Source organism: Campylobacter blaseri (assembly GCF_013201895.1).
GTDB classification, from domain to species: Bacteria; Campylobacterota; Campylobacteria; order Campylobacterales; family Campylobacteraceae; genus Campylobacter_B; species Campylobacter_B blaseri.
In genome coordinates, this window is record NZ_CP053841.1 from 97,577 (window position 1) to 118,121 (window position 20,545).

A 20,545-nucleotide genomic window follows, 5' to 3' on the forward strand; every position below is an offset into this window, starting at 1 on the left:
ATAGTCACTTAAGGTTTTGACAAGAGTCATTTAAACTCCCCTATTCTAAATAAAGATTAAGGGCAAGATCCATTAATGGACGCCAATTTGTAAAGGAATAAATATGGCAAGAGTAAAAACAGGCGTAGTTAGAAGAAAACGCCATAAAAAGATTTTAAAGTTAGCTAAAGGTTTTTATAGCGGTAGAAGAAAACACTTCAGAAAAGCTAAAGAACAAGTTGAAAGAAGCTTGTGTTATGCATATAGAGATAGACGCAGTAAAAAACGCGACTTTAGAAAACTTTGGATAGTAAGAATTAATGCAGCGTGCAGACTAAATGGTATAAGCTATTCTAAATTTATAAATGCACTTAAAAAAGCTGAAATAGATCTTGATAGAAAAGTTCTAGCTGATATGGCTATGAACGATCCAGCCGCTTTTAGCGTAGTTGTTGAAAAAGCAAAACAAGCTCTATAGCAACAAAGCCTTTAATTAAGAATTTACTTAATGTAATTAAAAAGCCAGAACTTTCTGGCTTTAAAATATATTAAACTAGATTACATTTCATTTAATATTTAAATTTTTAACTTTAATTTCATAGAACAATGGTAATTATTACCTAAATTATAAGTATTGACTGAAATTGGTATAGTTTTGTAGTTTGCAAGATTTTATCTTTATAGCAATTCAATATTTTAGTATATTTATAACAATTTTTATGATTTATTTTAGAAGATTTTATAAAAATATCAAATAGTTTTTTGTATAAACTTACAACATTTTATAACTAGCTAAGGCATTGCAATAAAAATAATCTTTTTTGTTTATTATCTTTTCTATTCATAAGCAAACTATTCTTTGGTTATTTAAATGATAGTTTATCCTTTTTATTAAATTCTAAATTTTCACAATAAGTTTCACCCCAAGATTGATATAGATCAAACCTAGGATATTTTTCATTTCCTATATAGTTATACATATAATATTCTCCCATTGTTTGGTAGTTCCTGCATCTTTGATTATTATCATTAAAATACCAATCTAATGACAAAGATTTATGAAATTCAACTGTTTCTTTATCAAAATTATAAACAAGCATTATTTGTTGCATTTCATCTAAATAATTAAAATTAAAATTAAATCTAAACTCACATTGCGAATTATTATTTTCAGTTTCTATAACTTCTAAGCAATCTTTATAAAATTTATACTTATATTTTTCTTGCTTTTTTATAAGTTCCAACAAACTATCAACACTTAATTTGTCTTTTTTTATGTCAATGATTTTCCAAAATTTAATTTCTTCATTCATTATTGATTCATATAATAAAATTCTCGCCTTATCATATCTATGAAAATAGTAATTTAAAAAAATAAGAGTGTATATAGTAAAAATAAAACTGCAAAATACTAAAAGTATAATAATTAATTTTTAAATTTCATATTGTGTTACCTTCGTAATCTTTGTTTTTTAATTTAAATTATATAATATTTTGACTATTATTTAAATTCCAATCAATTGGCTTTTTATTAAGTTTTAACAAAATTTCATTCGTTTTTGAAAAATGTTTGCAACCAAAAAAGCCACCTCTTGCTAAGGGGCTAGGATGAGGTGCAGTTAGGATAAAATGTTTGTTTTGATTAATTAAATTTGCTTTCACTTTTGCATAATTTCCCCATAATAAAAATATAATATTTTCTTTTTCATCATTTATCTTTTTTATAACACTATCAGTAAATGTTTGCCAACCTAAATTTGAATGTGAATTTGCCTTGTTTGCCTCAACTGTAAGAGTTGAATTTAAAAGTAAAACACCTTGTTTCGCCCAATATGTCAAATCTCCACTATTTGGCTCTTTTACACCCAAATCATCCTCAATTTCTTTGTAGATATTTTTTAAGCTAGGTGGTAGTTTAATGCCATTTGGCACAGAGAAACTAAGTCCCATAGCTTGGTTTGGTTGATGATATGGATCTTGCCCCAAAATAACAACTTTAACCTTTTCAAATGGGGTTAAATTAAAAGCATTAAATATTAAATTGCTTGGAGGATAAATTATATTTTCTTTTTTGGAAATAAGTAAATTTTGCTTTAACGAGGCAAAATATGGTTTTAAAAACTCATCTTTTAAAACCTTTTTCCATGTAGGTTCGATTTGAACCCTATTTATATCTATATGCATTTATCCTCCAATTAAGGCTATTTTTTACTATTTTGACATGCTGAGTTAGCTTGAATTCTAGTATCATGTTTACTAGTTATAATCATAATAGCATTTCCAGGTTTAAACTCACAAAGCCTACCTACTTGAGTTGAGCTAAGTTTTTTATCTCCGTCTTGATATATAATTGTTACACCTTCAACTAATTTTTTATCACTAACCATGCCACCACCAGCGCCACCTAGTGCGCCACCTATGGCACCACCAGCGCCGGCTCCAGCACCACTTTTACCGCCACCAGCATTGTAGCCTATAATAGCGCCAGTCGCAGCTCCAACAACAACACCAACAGTTTGTGCCATTATTTTGTTATCTGAGTTATCTACAGCGATTTTAGCAGGCAAGGTATCTAAAATAGTAACTACCTTAGTTTTTTGCTCTGAGTTTAATGCATATGGGTCATATACATTACCTCCTAAATCATTACCTTTTGGGGCACAGCCCAGAAGTAGTAAGCTAAGTGCCGCACTTCCTAATATATATTTTTTCATAATATTCCTTTTAAATTGTATGTAATAGCTATTATGATAGCATAAAAATTATACTATTTTTCTAATCCATCTTTATTTAAATAGTAAATAGTGTCTACTATATCACCTAAAAATTTTTTATCATGAGATACTATAATTACACTTAAATCAAGATTTTTTATAATATTTGCCACTTTTTCTTGCATTTTAAAATCAAGCCCAGTTGTAGGTTCATCAAGCAAGATTATCTTTGGCATTGTAACTAAAACTCCAGCTATTGCAACAATTTTCTTTTCGCCTCCAGAAAGATGGAAAACAATCTTGTCTTTTAGGTGCCAAATATCTAGCTCTTTAAGTATAAACTCTACTCTCTTTTTAGCTTCCTCACGACTTACTCCACTATTTAAAAGTCCAAACATAACATCTTCAAAAACATTAGGAAATATAAATTGATCGTCGCTGTTTTGAAAAAGATATCCAACTAAGTAGCGGTATTTTTGATACTCATCTAAGCTTGGTATTTTTTCGTGAAATATCTCTATCTCGCCACCACTAGGTCCTCTTAGTCCACCGATTATTTCTAAAAGTGTTGTTTTGCCACAACCATTTGAGCCTATTATGGCAATTTTTTCTTTATGTGATATTTGTAAATTTACATTTCTAAAAATCTCTTTTTCGCCATTTTTTGCCGATATATTTTTTAAACTAACAGAGCAACTCAAATTAAACCCCCTTTTTTAAATATCATAGTAAGAAAAATTATTATGCCAAATGAAATTTCAAAAAAACTTAATTTTAAACACTCCTTTTGTCTATGCAAATTTCCCCTATATCCTCTTGCTAAAATGGTTTTTTCAAGTATATTTGCCTTATAAAAAGCATTTAAAAAAATCATAGCAACTAAATTTCCATAAACCTTATAAGAAAATAGTGAAAATTTAGGATTAAAACCGCGTGATTTTAGAGTTTTTTTAAAGCGAACAAAAATATCTTTTATTATATATAGAAATTTAGCTGTAAAGTAAAATAGTGAACTAAGCTTATCTCCTACTCCTAAATTTGATATTGATGATACTATTTTAAACTCATCAATATTATAAAATCCCGCTAACATGAATGTTATTATCAAATTTGATCTTAAAAATATTAGCATAGCATTTTGATAATCTTTATGATAGGCAAGGCTTAGAACAACGGCAATTATAAATATATTTAACCAAAAAAGCCTTTTTAAGATATCAAATATATTTTTATACCTAATTGTTAGTAAAATTAAAATAGGCAAGAAAAAAATTAAATATATATTTGCAGATAGTGCCACATTAAAGGCAAACACAATAAAGCAAATTATAAGAAAAGATATATTTTTCATTTTTTCCTTTTTATGAGATAAAATATTTCAAAAATTAAAAATAATAAAACAAAAGAGATAATAAATTTAGTGAATATGCTAAGATTTGAGTTTCTATCTAGCGGAAAAAGAGTTGTTTTACTGTGAGCTAGCTCATCTGTTACGGTAATTTCAAATTTATTTTCTTTAACTTCTAATTTAGCATAGCCTTTATAATCGGTTTTGGTTGTGGCTAATATATTTTTATCACTAGTTATCTTTACTAAGCAGTTAGCACAAGGATCACTTCCATGCATAAATGCTTTTATGGTTAGGATATCTCCATCTTTTTCAGGAAAAATTTCCAAATTATGAGCATTTGCAAAGCAAAATAAAAACATTAAAAAAACAACTCTTAGCATTTTAAAATTCCTTTATCAATTTTATAAATATAATTTAACGCAAACATTGTAATAACCCCTTCCACAACCATAAGTATAGAATTTGAGAATAATATTAAAGCTGCTATAGCTATAAAGCTTTTACCATTTAAAACTAAAATTAAACTAAGAAGCGCAGATGAGATTAAAATAGGGGTAAAACCAGCTAAAAACCACATTGTTTTTTTGTATTTTTTAAAAGAAAGCCTTAGAAAATATCTTCCTAGTAAAGCAGGAAAACCAACTATAATCAAATTTACCCCAATCACGCTAACCCCACCAAAACCAAATAAAAAAGCTTGAAGTGTTAAAGCTATAAATATAGCCAAAATCGCATTAATCCCTAAAAAAGCACCTATTAAACCGCTTAAAACTAAATGAATAGAAGCAGGTCCAATAGGCACATGTATAAAAGAGGCTATAATAAAAACTGCACTCATACAAGCAGTTTTTGCAATATCATTTTTATCTAGCTTGTAAGCTGTATAAAAAACACAAGCTAGAGCTATCACAGAGGTAGAGATAATTATCTCTTGATTTAAAATACCTTCGCTTATATGCATTTTTAGCCATTTAATCTTGCATCTATCTCTTTTAGAGCTTTGATTCTATCTTCTGTGCTAGGGTGGGTTCTAAAAAGAGATGAAAAGTTTTTTGTTACCCCGCTAAATGGATTTATGATAAACATATGAGCACTACTTTCACTAGCATTCTTTAGCATATGACCACCTCTTGCATAGCTATCTAATTTAGATAGTGCTGATATTAGCCATTTTCCACTTCCTGTTAGTAAGGCAGCCCCTCTATCAGCTTCAAATTCTCTACTTCTTGAAATACTCATTTGAATTATAGAAGCAACTATTGGGACAACTATGGCTATGATTAATAATACTATAGGGTTTGAGCGGTTACTATCTCTTTCGCCAAACATTGCACCAAATTGAGCAAAATTTGCAAGCATTGCAATAGCTCCAGCAAAAACCGCGGCAATTGAACCTGTTAAGATGTCATAGTGTCTTACATGGCTTAATTCGTGAGCCAAAACAGCCTCAACCTCTTTTTCGTTCATAAGATCTAAAAGTCCTTCGGTAACAGCTACAACTGCATTATTTGGGTTTCTTCCTGTTGCAAAAGCATTTGGAGTTTTATCAGGTATAATGCATACTTTTGGCATAGGTAAATTTGCTTTTTGTGTAAGTCGTTCTACCATTTCAAAAAGCCCGCTTGCACTATTTCTATCAACCATTATCGCGTTATATCTTTTTAAAACTATTTTATCGCTAAAAAAATAGCTATATAAATTTATCCCACAAGCCATTAAAAAAGCTATAACCATACCGCCTGTTCCAGCAACGGCGTATCCCACAAAGACAAAAAGTAGCATAAGTCCAACCATTAAAAAAGTTGTTTTAAAAATTTCCATATCTACTCCTTTTAAAATAATTTAATGAAGTATATCAAATATCATTTAATAACTTGTTTTAAAACACTCAATTTAATACCTTTTTAAATACAAATCCTGTCTTATCCATATCCATCTTTTTTTCATAAAATTCATGTGCTTTTACTCTTGTAAAATTTGAGCTTAGCTCAATCTCATTAAACCCTTGCTCTTTTGCATAGTTTTGAATTTGCTCTAAGTATTTTTTGCCATATCCTTTTGATCTTTTTTTAGAATCAACAACAAAATCACAAATATATAGACATTTACTATGATACAAAACAAAAAAAGGCATAATGCCACATAATCCTACTAGCTCACCTTCTTCATAAAAAGCAAATAGTTTATAGTTCATGGTTTTTTGCTGAAATTTAACTTTTTCTATAAAATCATTAGCCTTTAACTCTGGGCGAAGTTCATTCATAAGCCAAAATACATCTTGAAGTTCACTAGTTTCTATAATCTCTTTCATTAAATATCCTTTTTTGTGTACTATAAAATTTTAAAAACATTAATTAATATTGAAAGCCATGTTATAACAAACACACAAATGCTTAAAAAAACTATCGCACTTCCAGCGTCTTTTGCTTTACCTGCCATTTCATGATATTCAAGCGTTACAAGATCAACCGTTCTTTCTATGGCGCTATTAATAGCCTCAGCTATAAGCATTCCAAAAAGAGTTATAAACATTAAAAGTTTATTTGTTAGGCTTGTATCTATAAAGATAATTATGGGCAATAATGCAATGCATACTAAAAGTTCTATTTTAAAAGATGTCTCTGATTTTACCATATCTTTTAGCCCATTTAAGGCATAAGCGGTATTTTTAAAGAAGTTATATTTTGGTTGATTTCTCATTTTTTACCTTTAAATTTGTTATTTTATATATTATCAAAATAATCATCCAAGCCAGTAACATAGTTATTATATTATGACTAAAAAAATGATCACCTATTAAAATTTTATATCCACCTGTGCTCCAGCCAAGTATTAATGCAACTATTAAAGCTATATTTTTAAACCTTGGTTGCTTAAATAAAAAGTATAAAGACATTAAAGAAAAACCAATGCTAGCATGTCCTGCTGGCCAACATTTTGTTCTTGATAGTTGTTTAAATTCTATAGGATATGGCTCGAAAAGCTTTATGTTAGGATATTCTCCACCATAATTTATTATTTTATAGGGACATGGCATATTTGTAATATCTTTTAGCCAAACAGTAATTAGTGGTACAAAAATTATAGATAATAAAACTATGATAAGACCTTGTATGTGTTCTTTAATAAACTTATGTTTTCTAAAAAAAAGAAGAGATATTAATATAGAAATTCCAAACACAATAAATAATTTTTTAAACCCATCATACATAAAAAATTTTATTAAAGTATTTTTGCTATCAATTGTCCATAATTTTGTTTCAAAGTTATAAAAATAGTTTTGAACCAATATATCTAAGTTTGTAAGTTCAAACAGCAATATAGTAAAAACAAACAAAACAGCTGTTAAAATTAGCTGTTTGTTGCTATTTTCTAATATCATGCAATATATCCATATTCGGGTTGTAAATTTTTGTTTGTGCTTCAAATATACCCAATAAAGTATGAAAAAGATTATCATGGGTAAATTTTTTATCTAACAAAGATGGTATTTTTTCAATATCTATATCCTCTCTTATCTCTCCTTCTCCAAACCACATTAATGCAGGTATATGTTTTTGCTCTTTTGGCGCCATAAAATATGGGAGTCCGTGCAAATAAATTCCATTTTCGCCCAAGCTTTCTCCGTGGTCACTCATATAAAACATTGCAGTTTCATGGGTTTTAGAGTATGGTTTTAGAAAATTTATTACTTTTGATAAAAAATAATCAGTATATAAAATAGCATTATCATAAGCATTACTTATCTCTTCTGAGGTGCATTTTTCAAACTGATTTGTTTTACAAACAGGTGTAAATTTTTCAAATTCTTTTGGATATCTTTTGTAGTAAGCTGGTCCATGATTTCCCATTTGATGAAGAACTATCAATATATCTTCACCTTTATTTTTTTCTATGAATTTTTCAAGACCAATTAACATACCTTCGTCTCTGCATTCAACTTCATCGCAGATTGGATTATTTTGTGGATCTTTATAATTTTCATACTCTGTTCTAAGAGCTACTCCTTTTGAGTCTGAATTATTGTCTTTCCACAATACTTTTACATGTTCTGTATGTTTTAAAATATCTATTACATTTTCAGTTGATTTAGCCTTTTTATCGCTATATTCACTTTTATTTAAAATAGAAAACATACAAGGAACAGATTCGGCTGTTGAAGTTCCACAAGAGTAGAAATTTGAAAAACTATAAATTTCTTCTTTTTTCAGCAAGGGATTTGTCTCTTTTTCATACCCATTTATTGAAAATCTATCAGCTCTTGCAGCTTCGCCTACTACCATAATTATTAACTCTGTTTTATTTTCGGGATTACTAAAATTTTCATCTATTTTTATATCTTTGCCTATTTCTTTAAGAGCAACCTCTCCGGCATCGGCAGATTCAGCAAAGTATTTTACAATGCTATATATCCAATAATCAGGATTTGCATGATATCTAAGAGGCTTATGTTCTCTAAAAAATGATGTGTAAAATTTACTAAATGAAAATAAAATTATCAGTATAATAGCAATAGAGACAAAAAGTATTTTAAGTTTAGAAAATAGTTCTTGTTTGAAAGAGCCATATTGAATATCTAGTTTATATATCAAAAAAGATGGAAGTAATCCAAGAAAAAATAGATAAATTAATAATTTTAATGAAAATAAATCAGATGATTCTTTTATATCTGTCTGAAAAGTGTTTCTTATCATACTATCATCAATAACAACATGATATGTATCCATAAAATATGCTGTAAAAGAAGAGATTATTAATACTGCAATTAAAATAGGCTTCGTTGTGTATCTTGAAGAGATAAGAGTAAATAAAAAAACATTAAGACTGGTTAAAACTAGCAATATAGAAAAGATATATATAAAATTAAAATTTTCTATAGAGTATGTATTAATGATATTTTTTATAAATGAAAAATTATAAAACATTGTTAAGAATAGAGCGGAAACAACTATAAGTTTATACTGAGAAATGGTTTTCAACAAAGCATCCTTTTGATTAATTATGAGCTGAAATATTAATACTAATTAGTTAATCAATGAACATCTTGCTAATATGTTTAGGTATATTTTTGTTAAAAATTTGTAGTGTGAAAATAGATAAATTAATGAATTGGATATGAATTTGTATAAACAGGTTAAATTTTAGGAGATATTTAAAATTTTTAGCTAAACTTAATTTTCAAAATATTTTATATGTTTTGGTTAAGTGTTAAAGTGTGTTTAAAAGTAGGTGGTGACCCCTACGAGACTCGAACTCGTGTTACCGCCGTGAAAGGGCGATGTCCTAACCGCTAGACGAAGGGGCCATTTCCTAAACAGGAAGTGTAATTATACTTCATAAAAACTTAAAGGTAGATTAAATGAGAATAAAAATTTTAAAAAGCTTAGTGTTTGCTACAGCTATTTTTTTAACAGGTTGCTCCATAAAAGAACCAGTAAAGCCACAAGCTGTAAACTTTACTATCATATCACCCATGATTAAAATAAATGATGCTGGGTTTATAAAAACTACTAAAAACTCTACAAAACTGCAAGTCTATAGCTCAGGTATGGCCATATTTGAAATTTCTATAATAGATAGGATATGTATGAATGGTGTTTGCAAAGATGAGCTTAAATTTAATCAAGAGTTTTTTGGAAGATTACACTATCGAGGGTTTTTAAATGATATATTAAAAAGTAATCCAATTTATAGTAGTAGAAATTTAGTTACAACAGACTGTGGATTTGAGCAAAATTTAAGCTATTTAACATATAAAATTTGCAATAATGAAACTTTTTATAAAGACAGTAAAAACAAAATAAAGATGCTAATAAGGAACATTCATTGAAAAGAGTAGGAGCCCATGTTAGTGCCAGTGGCGGGGTTGAAAATGCCCCCATTAATGCTAAAAATATAGGCGCTGATGCTTTTGCACTATTTGTTAAAAATCAAAGACAGTGGAGTGCAAAACCACTTGGTAATGATAATATTGCAAAGTTTAAAGAGAATTTAAAAACAGCAAATATTAAATCAGAACATGTTTTACCACACAATAGCTATCTTATAAACTTAGGACATCCAGAGTTAGAAAAAAGAGAAAAAAGTTTAGATGCTTTTATGGATGAGATAGAGCGTGTGAATTTGCTAGGATTAAAGCTTTTAAACTTTCACCCAGGATCTCACCTAAAGCAAATTAGTGAAGAGGAATGCCTAAACAATATAGCTGAGTCTATAAATTATGCTTTATTAAATAGTAGTAATATCAAACTTGTTATAGAAAATACAGCAGGACAAGGTTCAAATTTAGGCTATAAGTTAGAGCATCTTGCCTATTTAATTGATAAATGTGTTGATAAAGATAGGATTGGAGTTTGTATAGATACTTGTCACTTTTTTGCAGGCGGATACGATATAAGAGATAAAAGTGCATATAAAAAGACAATGGCTGAGTTTGATAAAATAGTTGGTTATGAATATTTAAGTGGTATGCACTTAAATGATTCTAAAAATGAACTTGGAGTTAGAAAAGATAGGCATGAGAGCTTAGGAAAAGGAACTATAGGGCTTGAGGCGTTTGAATGCATAATGCAAGATGAAAATATAGATGAAATCCCTTTGATACTAGAAACTATAGATGATAGTATTTGGGATGAAGAGATAAAACTTTTAAGAAATTTTATAAAAGGCAATTAGTAATGAAAATAAAACATATATGTTTAGCTTTGACGGTATCAGCTGTTTGTTATGGATCTGGGTTTAGGGTTCCTGAGCAAAGTGGAGATAGTGTTGCACTAGCTGCTACAAATATAGCAACTAGCTTTGGTGCAGACGCTGCTTATTATAACCCTGCAAACATGGCAACATTAAGCCCAGAGCACCATATGACAGGATCTTTTTCTTTTATACGCGCAAGTAAGCTTGATTTTGAAAATAAGTCAAATGCCTATGGGCCTTTAAACTACAACACAAGCTCTAGACCAAATACATTTTTACTTCCTACTTTTCATATGGTTTTTCCATATATAAATGATAGAACTAGAGTTGGTTTTAGTCTTACTTCTCCAGCTGGACTTACTATGAAGTGGAGGGATCCATACCCAAGATCACTATCTAAGTTATTTACAGTTTTGGTTATTGAAGCTGCGCCTAGTATATCTTATGAGATAAATGATAAACTTTCGATCGCTGGTGGGGTTAGAATGCTTTACTCTAAAGGAGAGGCTAGAAATGAGGTTACGGGAGCGGCTGTAAACCCAAGACTTCCAAAAGATATCATAGTTGCTAAAAGAGATATAAAAGGCGATAGTATTGATTTTGGTTATAATTTAGCACTTAGCTATAGGCCAACTTCTAATCTATCCTTTGGTGCTATATATAGATCAAAAATAAATATGACTCTAAAAGGGGATGCTCAAATTCAGTCAAAAAACCTTACAGGATTACCTGACTATGATGGGTCGGCAAGTATTACAGTGCCACTACCTGCTATTTTAACCCTTGCAACATCATATAGATATAATGATTTTACATTTTTGTTTGCATATGATAGAACATATTGGTCAGCATTAAAAGAGTTTGATTTTAACTATGCTGTAGAAAATCCAGCTGGTGGGATATTTGATAGACCAGTGGAGAAAAATTGGCATGATACAAATACTTTTAGATTTGGTTTAGCATATGATTATAGTGAAAAACTTCGCTTAATGGCTGGTTTTGCAATAGATGAAAAGGCTACAGATAACGATAAAGTAAGATTTGAGCTTCCTGATACTAAAGCATATGTATACTCACTTGGTGGAAATTATAAAGTCAATGAGAAATTAGATATTGGTGTTGGTTTTTTATACCAAGATAGACAAAAAAGAAAGGTTGAATCTTCTGACGATCAAGTACCTTTTAACAATGTTGTTGGAACATTTAAAAGATCATCCATAACATTTGCAAATGTAAGTTTTAATTATAGATTTTAGATAGAAAATGCAAAATATTATAAATTTTATTGAAAATAGGTTGGAAAATTGCAAGTTTTGTAAAGAACTTGAGTGTAATGATGATGAGATTAAAATTTTACAATTTTTAACTAAAAACTTTTTAGAGGGGAGCAAGACAGGCAGTGTTTACTCTATTTTACAATCAGTTTTTAAAGATGATAACTATAGATATATAAACAATTTAGAGAATATAAAAAATTTATTAGAACTAGGGTATATTGATCAAAATTTAGGTTTTTTTGATAGCTCAAACACAAATAACTCATTAAAATCTTCAAATTTAAGTCTTTTACATGCTGAGGTTGAGCTGAGTGAGTATTTTTTGAAGATTTTAGAAGATGGAAAGATAGAGTATAATTTTCCAGAGGTATCTGCGTATGAAGATCACCTAGAATACCTAAAAGATCAATTTTATAGGATAGAGCTTTATCAGAAAAAACTTGTTATAAAATCAGAACTTGGCAAAAAAAGAGTAGATGAAAATATATCTAGGATAGAAGAGATAATTAGCAAAAGAGTTGAAATAAGCAAATTTCCTTTAAAGGTTGAGCAAATTTTTAAGACAAATTCTTTAGATAAAAAAGAGCAAACGGTCTTTTTAGCCCTTCTTAGAGAAGAATACTCTAATAACTTTAATCTAGCTAGAGATATAAATACCTTAATTGATTTAATTAGCAACAATGATATAGAGAGGATAGAAAATAGAGCTCTTTTTGAAGAGGGCGGAAGACTTATAAGTAGCGGTTTGATTGATTATGATGAAACTATATCAAATTTTGGAAATATAATTAAAAGCTTTTTTATAAACGAAGATGTTTTACAAGATATAATACATCCAAAAGCTGCAAAAGTTAGCAAGAAAGAGCTTATTGAAACTATAGTTAAAGATAGTGAAATTTTTGAACTCATAGAGCCAAAAACAGATATAAATGATGTTGTTTTAAATGATAAGATAAAAGAGATTTTAGAGGCCATACTTAAACAACTTGATAAAAAGGTTATAGCAAAGCTTAGTAGTTGGGGTATTAAGACTAGAAAAGGTGTTGATGCTAAGATAATATTTTATGGGCCTCCTGGGACAGGTAAAACTATGAGTGCGGTTAGTCTTGCTAAAAGTCTTAAAAAACAAGTTATTAGTTTTGATTGTTCAAAAATACTATCAAAATATGTTGGTGAGAGTGAACAAAATGTTAGGAAAATTTTTGATACTTACAAGCAAATTTGTAAAGATAGTAAAAGTGAGCCAGTTCTTTTACTAAATGAGGCGGATCAGTTTCTATCTAGTAGGCTTGAGAATAGTTCTAGTAGTGTAGATAAAATGCACAATCAAATGCAAAATATATTTTTAGAGCAGATTGAAGAGTTTCAAGGGGTTCTAATAGCAACTACAAACTTTTTAAAAAGCTTTGATAGTGCTTTTTCAAGAAGATTTGACTTTAAAATTGAGTTTAAAAAACCAGATTTTAACGATAGAGTTAGAATTTGGCAAAAAGTACTACCTGAAAATGCAAATTTTGAAGATGAATTTGATGTAAAAAAGCTTGCTAAATTTGAGCTTAGTGGAGCTCAAATAGTTTTGGTGTTAAAAAACACTGCTTTAAAGGTGGCGGTTAGAGAAAATGATATTTTTACAATGGATGATTTCTTGGGGGAGATAAGTCAAGAACTTAATGCATCTTTTGATAAAGATAAAAAAGTAGGATTACTATAAAAGGAGAAAAGATGAAAGATATAATGTTAAATAGATTTTCATGCAGAAATTTTAATAATAAAAAGATAGATGATGAGGTGGTTAAAGATATAATTGATTTAACAAGACTAACTCCAAGTTCGCTAGGGTTAGAGCCTTGGAAATTTATGATTATCTCAAAATCAGACGATCTACAAAAATTGGGTGAAATTTGTAATAACCAAAAACAAGTTTCTAATTGCTCTCATGCTGTTATTGTAATATCTAGAATTGACCTTCAAAACAAAGATCCGTATCTATTAGATACTATTGCTGCTAAAGGCAAAAGTGAAGAAAAGATAAAAATGTATCATGCTATGGTTAGTAATAGAACTGGTCAAATGGATGAAAAAGAGTTAAAGCATTATGCTGATTTACAGTGCTACATGGCAACTGCAAATTTGGTAAATATAGCAGAATCAAAAGGGGTTAAGAGTTGTATAATAGGCGGATTTGATTATGAAAAATTGGCTCAGTTTGTAGATGCAAAACTTTCAAATACTCAAAAACATTTAAAACCTTGCATCGTAATACCACTTGGATACAGCGATGACAAGGCAACTCCTAAGATAAGACACTCTCTTGAAGATGTTTTAATTTGGAGATGATTAAGCCCTTTTTTGGGCTTTCTCATCTAGGTTAAGGTAATTTACATCATCTTCTTCCATTACTTTTAGTTTTTTAGTTGATTTTATCTTTGCATCATCTTTAAATGCAGCTCTAACTTTATCCATTCCTGTATAAAAGTCCTTCATTAGTACTAACGATAGATAATCTCCAAACTCAGTTGGTTTGATCTCACCATCTTCTTCATAAATTGCATTTACTAACTTAAGAAGCTTTAACTCAACAAAAAGATCTTTTTTAATATTGGCACTATTAGATTCGTTAAAGTTTTTTATATCAACGCTACCATCAAATAGTTTTGTTAGAAACACATATTTAAGTATTTCGCTTTTTTTGAACTCACAAGTCGCTATAACTGGACTTTGTTTACTTTTTATTCTTTTGCCATAATCTTCAAGATTGTAGGCATTTACTAGAAGCTTTTTATTTAAAAAGCTAAATGCACCACTTCCAACACCTACATATTCGTGGTTTGAGCCTACATATTCATCAGCTAAGTTGGATTTTGTTTTAGAAAATGCCCAAGCGTTATTTTGAAAATAACTATCCATCTCTTTTCTTATTACATCATAAAAATACTTTTCATTATCTTCATCACTTATACCCAAGGTTTTTGCTATTGAATCTCTTGTTATTGATGATTTCATAAGAGGGTAAAACGTTATCTGTTCAGGGGAGAGCATTTTGGAAATTTCTATATCTTTTATAAGCTGGTCTTTTGTTTGAAAAGGTAGATTAAAAATCAGATCTAGGCTTGTTGCCGGAAGTATCCCTATAGCATTTTGTAATTTTTCTATTAAAACTTCTTGAGAGCCAAATTTATGATATCTTGCAACTTTTTTTAAGATTTCATCATCAAAGCTTTGAACGCCAACACTAATTCTGTCAATGTAACCTTTAAATCTTTTTAGAATTTTAGGATCTATATTATTTGGATCAGTTTCACAAGATACATCTGTTATACCAAACAACTCTTTAGCAAGCTCAACTGTTTTAAAGAGCTCATCAGGATCTATTAGAGGCGTTCCGCCACCTATATACATAGTTTCAAAGTCATATCCAGCATCTTTTATCTGCTTCATTTCTTCACGTAAATTTATAAAATAATCTCTACATAAGCTCTCTTCAAATTTATACTTATGAAAAGAGCAATATGGACAAAATACATGACAAAATGGAACATGGGCATAGAGCATGTATTTTTTACCATCATCTGGAATTTTTTGATAGTTTTTATCTATAATATCAATATTTAGACTTTTGTATAAAGAGTCTTTCATTTTGCTATGGGCATAGTTTATTGCAAAATTTTGTGCAATATTTTTAAAATACGACATAATCTTAAAGCCTTTTGAATTTTTTATTTATTTTAATTTAGTAAGTCTAACATAATAAATATTAATACATTTTAAAATGGGTTTAGCAAGTGATAAAATCACTTGCTGCTTATAAAATCTTCTATGTTTTTTGCAACCATGTCTATTAGTGTTTTTCTAGCCTCTTTGCTACCCCATGCAATATGTGGTGTTATCAATATATTATCTTTATTTTTAATGTTTAAAAATGGATGGTTTTTTTCCATAGGTTCTGTTTCTAAAACATCTACAACAGCTTTTATAGAACTATTATCTATAGCATGAGCTAAAGCTTCTTCATTTATTATGCCACCCCTACCAAAGTTCATTATAATTGCATTTTCTTTTAATTTTGCTAGCTCTTTTTCATCAATTAAATTTTTTGTATTTTCATTAAGTGGTGCATGTATAGAAATAATATCACACTCTTTTAAAAGCTCATTCAAACTAACGCTTTTATACTCTTTGTTAGCATTTTTACCGCTAGTTGAGTAATAACTTACTTCACAACCAAAAGCTTGTGCTATGCTAGCTACTTTTCTTCCAATAGTTCCAAGCCCAATAATACCAAATTTTTTACCACCTATCTCTGTTATTATCTCATCTAGGTTGGTAAAAATTTCACTCTTTGCCCATTTGCCATCTTTTACATAGTTATCATAATAATTTAGCTTGTTAACCATATAAAGTAGTCCAGCAAATGTTAGTTGTGTTACGCTGTTAGTAGAGTATCCAGCTACGTTTTTAACAACAACACCTCTTTTTTTAGCTGCCTCTAAATCAACATTATTGGTTCCAGTTGCTGTTATACAAACTAACTTTATGTTTGTGTTAGCCATAACTTCATCTGTAATTAAAACCTTATTTGTTATAACAACATCGGCATCTTTTAGTTTTTCAATAGCCTCTTCATTTGCTGTGTAATCATAAGATACAAACTCACCATACTTTTTAAAAACATCTAAATTAGCATCAAATCCTAAAGTTTTTGCATCTAAACATACTATTTTCATAATAATCTCCTTCTGAATTTTATTAATTATACCTTATATTAAATAATATATTAAAAAATATATTAAATTAAAAGATTTTTTTAAGAATTGCATAGAGATTTTAGCTAATTTACTGCACAATAAAAACTCTAAAGGTTATAATGAAATTTAAGAAAATTATCTTATATAATGAGATATAAATTTTGCAAAATTCCCTAAAATTTCACTACCTTTTCTAAAGCCTAAGGCACAACCTTCATAGGCAAAAAACACTCCTGCTTGGTATGAGTTACCAGCTTCATCTTTGTTAAACTCATAGTACTCTTGGTATAAAAATTTTTGATTTTCATACTCGCCACTCTCTTGAGCTATTTTTTTACCATTTTCATCAAAAATGGTAACATTGGCACCCTCTCGTCCAAAAAATGGTTTTTTAACCATTTTTGTTCCCGCTAACGGCTCAAAAGAGCTTTTTAATAAAAGTGGATGGTCAGGATAAAGATCCCAAAGTATTTTTAAAATTCCTTTACTTTGAAAAAGTAGTGTATAAGCAGGGTTTAGAATGATTGCTTTTTGATTTTTAACTATATTCTTAAGTATTAAAGCAAGCTCACCCTCATCAATTGCAATCTGTTCCCAAGGTATAAGCTTAAACCAAAATTCATAGTTTTTATCATTATAAAAAATTCCCTCATCATCATCAAAAATAACTTCATCTACATATGCAAACTCAGTTTCAAAACCAGCCTCATTTGCCCCAGCTTGTAAAAATCTAGTTGTTATTTCATCTTCTTTATTTCCAGCTACTGAGCTAAAAAGAATTTTCCACCCATTATAAAGCTCATTAAAATTTTCAGTAGATTCGCTAAGAGTTACAAGTCTTTTGAAATTTTCAACTATTGCATTAAAAAGATCGTTAAATTGCGAGTTTTCATCCATACCATTTTGTTTTAAAAGCGCCCATTGGATGATAGATGTTTCAAATACAGCAGTTGGGGTATCAGCATTAAACTCAATTAATTTTATAGGTTTTCCATCAATCCCGCCAGCTAAGTCAAACCTTCCATATAGATGCCAATGAACATCATTTTCCCAGCTATCTTTTATCAAATCAACTAGATTAAAAGGAATTCCTAGCTCATGAAATAAATCATTGTCTATTACATATTGTCCAGCTTCTACAAACATACCATAGAGTTCGTTAGCAGCTTCATAGTATTTTTCTGCCTCATTTTGGGATATTTCTAGCACTTTGTTACTAACATATTGTGTGTTATCTTCATCTGTGTGCCACTCAAACCCTATGTTTTGTAGATAATCTGTATCTAGTGGCTCTATCTCTTTAAATTTTAACATTATTAGCCTCCAAATGAACTTTTTGAACCAGAGCTTTTAGACCCACCACTAAAAAATCCACTTTTTCCACTTTTTGTTTTTGAGGTTGATCCTGTGCTTTTTGCCTTATTAAAGCTATTAACACTTTTTGAATATGCTGATGGACTTTTGTATGCACTTTGTCTTTGGTTTTGATAAGCAGGACTATTAAAAAGTTTTCCGCCTATCCAGCTTCCAATTATTGCTCCAGCTGCACTTGCAAGAATTACTTCACCTAGGCTCATTCCACCACTTGAAAGTTGTGCATTATTGTTTGTTAAATTTGAAGTTCCTGCATCTATTTTTGCATTTTCTTGTGCTATTAGTGTGTCCATCTCCTCTTTTGTTAAAACTTTTTCAGTGCCATCAAGTTGTTTTAAGACAATTCTTGTTTCATTGCTAGGAAATTCTTCTGAAACTTTATATTTTCCAGGGGCGGTTTCTTCAATTACTACAAATGCGCCTGCTGCTTGGTTTTGTTCAAGTCTGCTTTGCTCTTTTGACTCTGATGTGCAACCTCCAATTAAACCACCAGCTAAAATAAGCCCAAAACCACTAGCAAGGGTTCTTTTTGATATTTTTTTAATTCTTTTCAATCTCATCCTTTTTTGTAAAGCTATTTATGTCTAAATCCTTATGTATGAAAAGCATTCCTCCTATAATTTTAATGTCAGGATTATCATATGCACTTTCCACAATTATTTTTTTAACTTTTTTCCTCTTCTTTTTTTTAAATTCAAATAAATTTAGATACTCTTTTAATTTAAGCCAATTATTGCCATCTTCTTTTATATCTATAGCTTTTGCTTCTATTTGATCTTTTTTAGTCATTGTTGGTTTCTCAAGAAGAGATAAAAAATATTGCAATTTTTCATCTCTTTCTTTATACATATTTTTTATTTCATTTTTACTTGAAATTAAAAGCTCCTCTTTTTCTCTAAAAAGATTCTCTTTATCCTCTTCTAGGGATTTATTTTTTAGTTTTAAATACTCTATTTCATTTGTTAAGTATTTTATAAATTCACTATTACTACTTTTGTTAGTTGTTTTTCTTGTTGTGTTTGCGGGTGTTATTTTTTTAACATTGCTATCTAATATTACATATTTTACCCCATCTTCCTCAACGCTCTCAATGGTATTTCTACGTATTCTATTGTAAATAGCTTCTTTTGAAATTCCTAATTTTTGAGCTGCTTCTTGAACACTTAGCTTTTGCATATAACTAACTCCTAATAATAGTTGTTATATTATTACAAATTTAGGCTAAAAGTATTATAAAATGGGATATTGCAATAAATAGCACTAACTAACTTGAGTTAGTTAGTGCCCACATGGTTAGAGTCTTGATTCATATCTTCTAAGCATATACAGACGTTTAAGCATTTTTTTACGAGCAGAAATTTTTTGTTTTTTTCTGATTTCAGTATTTGGTTCAAAATATCTTCTTGCTCTTGCTTCAGTAACAACTAGATTTCTATCTGTTTGTTTTTTGAATTTTCTATAAGCTTCGTCAAAAGACTCATTTGGATATACCTTAATTCCTGGCACTATCCTCACCACCTTTCATAAAATGTAAGAAGTCATTATACATTAAAAAAAATATTATTACAAATTTTTTAGTTATTTTGTTATAAAAAGTATTAAAATATAATTTTAGTGTTAAATGTTAAAAGATAAGAGGTAAAATAACAATTAGATTATATAGGAGAAGTAGTGGCCCATTCAAATAGTTTTAAAACAAAAGATAGATTTAAGAAAATTGTAAATTCAGCTTCAGAACTTTTTTTACAAAACGGATATAAAAAAACTAGCTTAAATGATATAGTTGAAAAAAGCGGAGGATCTCTTTCTACTATATATGAGTATTTTGGAAATAAAGAGGGACTGTTTAAAGCTATTATTATTAATGGTATAGAGAATTTTACACAAGATATTGAAGAGAATATAAAAGTAGATTCAAACTTAAATCTTGAAGAGTATCTATTTAAATTTGGGCAAATTTATTTAACTTTGGTTCTTAGTAAAAACTCCATACTTTTTCATAGATTAATATTAAATGAAGCGTTTTTACAAAAAAATAGCAATATGAGAAATATTTTTTGCTCGAAGCTATCAGAGTTTAAAGAAAAAAATTTAGTGGAATTTTTTAAAAAAGATGAAAAAATAGGTAAATTTAGCGAAGAAGAGCTTGGGAAAATCGCCTCTAATTTTTTAAATTTAATTAGAGAACCATACTTTTTTAATGCTCTATTTTATGATGAAAACATTGAAATAAATAAAAAAGAACTAGATCAACATTTAAAAAAGTATATAAAAATATTTTTATATGGTATTTTAAAATAAAATTTAATTGGTTTTGTTGACAAGTTAAAGTTTTAATAGTAAAATTAGTAGCTATTTTGTAATTTAAATTACAATTATAAAATAGTTTTTATAAAAAGGATAGATAAG

At 29.0% G+C, this 20,545-nt stretch carries 25 protein-coding genes and 1 tRNA gene; 7 read left to right on the forward strand and 19 right to left on the reverse strand.

The window, feature by feature from the left end; genetic code table 11:
* Nucleotides 1-103: 103 nt before the first annotated feature.
* Nucleotides 104-457, forward strand: a complete 354-nt coding sequence (rplT, locus tag CBLAS_RS00495; protein ID WP_106869298.1) for a 50S ribosomal protein L20 — start codon at nucleotides 104-106, stop codon at nucleotides 455-457.
* 385 nt (nucleotides 458-842) lie between these two features.
* Here the strand turns inward: rplT and CBLAS_RS00500 are convergent, their stop codons facing one another.
* The 13 genes from CBLAS_RS00500 to CBLAS_RS00560 form a co-directional block, all read right to left on the reverse strand.
* The gene (locus CBLAS_RS00500) at nucleotides 843-1,292 is read right to left on the reverse strand and encodes a hypothetical protein (protein ID WP_172658157.1); all 450 of its coding nucleotides are present in this window, start codon (nucleotides 1,290-1,292) and stop codon (nucleotides 843-845) included.
* Between the two features lie 169 nt (nucleotides 1,293-1,461).
* The gene (ung, locus tag CBLAS_RS00505) at nucleotides 1,462-2,163 is read right to left on the reverse strand and encodes a uracil-DNA glycosylase (RefSeq protein ID WP_106870648.1); all 702 of its coding nucleotides are present in this window, start codon (nucleotides 2,161-2,163) and stop codon (nucleotides 1,462-1,464) included.
* 17 nt (nucleotides 2,164-2,180) lie between these two features.
* Entirely contained in the window at nucleotides 2,181-2,693 is a 513-nt protein-coding gene (locus CBLAS_RS00510) for a hypothetical protein (RefSeq protein WP_106870650.1), read from the reverse strand.
* A 53-nt stretch (nucleotides 2,694-2,746) separates the two neighbouring features.
* Nucleotides 2,747-3,394 (reverse strand): energy-coupling factor ABC transporter ATP-binding protein, encoded by a 648-nt coding sequence (locus CBLAS_RS00515; protein WP_106870652.1) that lies wholly within the window; start codon nucleotides 3,392-3,394, stop codon nucleotides 2,747-2,749.
* The gene (locus CBLAS_RS00520; protein ID WP_106870654.1) at nucleotides 3,391-4,044 is read right to left on the reverse strand and encodes an energy-coupling factor transporter transmembrane component T family protein; all 654 of its coding nucleotides are present in this window, start codon (nucleotides 4,042-4,044) and stop codon (nucleotides 3,391-3,393) included. Before CBLAS_RS00520 ends, CBLAS_RS00515 begins: the two co-directional genes overlap by 4 nt.
* Nucleotides 4,041-4,424 (reverse strand): hypothetical protein, encoded by a 384-nt coding sequence (locus CBLAS_RS00525; RefSeq protein WP_106870657.1) that lies wholly within the window; start codon nucleotides 4,422-4,424, stop codon nucleotides 4,041-4,043. The genes CBLAS_RS00520 and CBLAS_RS00525 overlap by 4 nt, the downstream gene beginning before the upstream one ends.
* Nucleotides 4,418-5,005 (reverse strand): cobalt transporter CbiM, encoded by a 588-nt coding sequence (gene cbiM / locus CBLAS_RS00530; RefSeq protein WP_106870659.1) that lies wholly within the window; start codon nucleotides 5,003-5,005, stop codon nucleotides 4,418-4,420. Before cbiM ends, CBLAS_RS00525 begins: the two co-directional genes overlap by 7 nt.
* 2 nt (nucleotides 5,006-5,007) lie before the next feature.
* Nucleotides 5,008-5,865, reverse strand: coding sequence for a zinc metalloprotease HtpX (gene htpX / locus CBLAS_RS00535; protein WP_106870661.1), 858 nt, complete (start codon nucleotides 5,863-5,865; stop codon nucleotides 5,008-5,010).
* 67 nt (nucleotides 5,866-5,932) lie between these two features.
* Nucleotides 5,933-6,355 carry a GNAT family N-acetyltransferase gene (locus tag CBLAS_RS00540; RefSeq protein ID WP_106870663.1) on the reverse strand — a complete coding sequence of 141 codons (423 nt, stop codon included), beginning with the start codon at nucleotides 6,353-6,355 and terminating at the stop codon, nucleotides 5,933-5,935.
* A 20-nt stretch (nucleotides 6,356-6,375) separates the two neighbouring features.
* Nucleotides 6,376-6,744, reverse strand: coding sequence for a diacylglycerol kinase (locus tag CBLAS_RS00545; RefSeq protein ID WP_106870665.1), 369 nt, complete (start codon nucleotides 6,742-6,744; stop codon nucleotides 6,376-6,378).
* Nucleotides 6,722-7,426 (reverse strand): phosphatase PAP2 family protein, encoded by a 705-nt coding sequence (locus CBLAS_RS00550; RefSeq protein ID WP_106870667.1) that lies wholly within the window; start codon nucleotides 7,424-7,426, stop codon nucleotides 6,722-6,724. The genes CBLAS_RS00545 and CBLAS_RS00550 overlap by 23 nt, the downstream gene beginning before the upstream one ends.
* A complete protein-coding gene (locus tag CBLAS_RS00555; RefSeq protein ID WP_106870669.1) occupies nucleotides 7,410-9,023 on the reverse strand; it encodes a phosphoethanolamine transferase in 1,614 nt (537 codons plus the stop codon). Before CBLAS_RS00555 ends, CBLAS_RS00550 begins: the two co-directional genes overlap by 17 nt.
* 251 nt (nucleotides 9,024-9,274) lie before the next feature.
* Nucleotides 9,275-9,349, reverse strand: a tRNA-Glu gene (locus tag CBLAS_RS00560).
* Between the two features lie 54 nt (nucleotides 9,350-9,403).
* Here CBLAS_RS00560 and CBLAS_RS00565 point away from each other — a divergent pair.
* From CBLAS_RS00565 to CBLAS_RS00585, 5 genes are read left to right on the forward strand one after another with little or no spacing between them, the layout of a single operon-like run.
* Nucleotides 9,404-9,874: a hypothetical protein gene (locus tag CBLAS_RS00565; protein ID WP_106870671.1), complete on the forward strand. Its 471-nt coding sequence runs from the start codon at nucleotides 9,404-9,406 to the stop codon at nucleotides 9,872-9,874.
* Nucleotides 9,871-10,719 carry a deoxyribonuclease IV gene (gene nfo / locus CBLAS_RS00570; RefSeq protein WP_106870673.1) on the forward strand — a complete coding sequence of 283 codons (849 nt, stop codon included), beginning with the start codon at nucleotides 9,871-9,873 and terminating at the stop codon, nucleotides 10,717-10,719. The genes CBLAS_RS00565 and nfo overlap by 4 nt, the downstream gene beginning before the upstream one ends.
* 2 nt (nucleotides 10,720-10,721) lie before the next feature.
* A complete protein-coding gene (locus CBLAS_RS00575) occupies nucleotides 10,722-11,996 on the forward strand; it encodes an OmpP1/FadL family transporter (RefSeq protein WP_106870675.1) in 1,275 nt (424 codons plus the stop codon).
* A 7-nt stretch (nucleotides 11,997-12,003) separates the two neighbouring features.
* On the forward strand, nucleotides 12,004-13,728 hold the full coding sequence (locus CBLAS_RS00580; RefSeq protein ID WP_106870677.1) for an ATP-binding protein: 1,725 nt from the start codon (nucleotides 12,004-12,006) through the stop codon (nucleotides 13,726-13,728).
* 11 nt (nucleotides 13,729-13,739) lie between these two features.
* Complete coding sequence (locus tag CBLAS_RS00585) at nucleotides 13,740-14,354, forward strand: nitroreductase family protein (RefSeq protein WP_106870679.1); 615 nt, start codon at nucleotides 13,740-13,742, stop codon at nucleotides 14,352-14,354.
* Here the strand turns inward: CBLAS_RS00585 and CBLAS_RS00590 are convergent, their stop codons facing one another.
* From CBLAS_RS00590 to rpsU, 6 genes are all read right to left on the reverse strand, one after another.
* Complete coding sequence (locus CBLAS_RS00590; RefSeq protein WP_106870681.1) at nucleotides 14,355-15,710, reverse strand: coproporphyrinogen III oxidase family protein; 1,356 nt, start codon at nucleotides 15,708-15,710, stop codon at nucleotides 14,355-14,357.
* 98 nt (nucleotides 15,711-15,808) lie between these two features.
* Nucleotides 15,809-16,741, reverse strand: a complete 933-nt coding sequence (locus CBLAS_RS00595; protein WP_106870683.1) for a D-2-hydroxyacid dehydrogenase — start codon at nucleotides 16,739-16,741, stop codon at nucleotides 15,809-15,811.
* A 156-nt stretch (nucleotides 16,742-16,897) separates the two neighbouring features.
* Complete coding sequence (locus tag CBLAS_RS00600; protein ID WP_106870685.1) at nucleotides 16,898-18,076, reverse strand: glutathionylspermidine synthase family protein; 1,179 nt, start codon at nucleotides 18,074-18,076, stop codon at nucleotides 16,898-16,900.
* Nucleotides 18,077-18,078: 2 nt separating this feature from the next.
* Nucleotides 18,079-18,690: a UPF0323 family lipoprotein gene (locus CBLAS_RS00605; RefSeq protein ID WP_420912989.1), complete on the reverse strand. Its 612-nt coding sequence runs from the start codon at nucleotides 18,688-18,690 to the stop codon at nucleotides 18,079-18,081.
* Nucleotides 18,677-19,312 (reverse strand): MerR family transcriptional regulator, encoded by a 636-nt coding sequence (locus CBLAS_RS00610; protein WP_106870689.1) that lies wholly within the window; start codon nucleotides 19,310-19,312, stop codon nucleotides 18,677-18,679. Before CBLAS_RS00610 ends, CBLAS_RS00605 begins: the two co-directional genes overlap by 14 nt.
* 117 nt (nucleotides 19,313-19,429) lie before the next feature.
* Entirely contained in the window at nucleotides 19,430-19,642 is a 213-nt protein-coding gene (gene rpsU, locus CBLAS_RS00615; RefSeq protein ID WP_106870691.1) for a 30S ribosomal protein S21, read from the reverse strand.
* Between the two features lie 165 nt (nucleotides 19,643-19,807).
* On the opposite strand from rpsU, the gene CBLAS_RS00620 reads away from it, so the two are divergent.
* On the forward strand, nucleotides 19,808-20,437 hold the full coding sequence (locus CBLAS_RS00620; RefSeq protein ID WP_157940015.1) for a TetR/AcrR family transcriptional regulator: 630 nt from the start codon (nucleotides 19,808-19,810) through the stop codon (nucleotides 20,435-20,437).
* The last annotated feature ends 108 nt before the right edge of the window (nucleotides 20,438-20,545 follow it).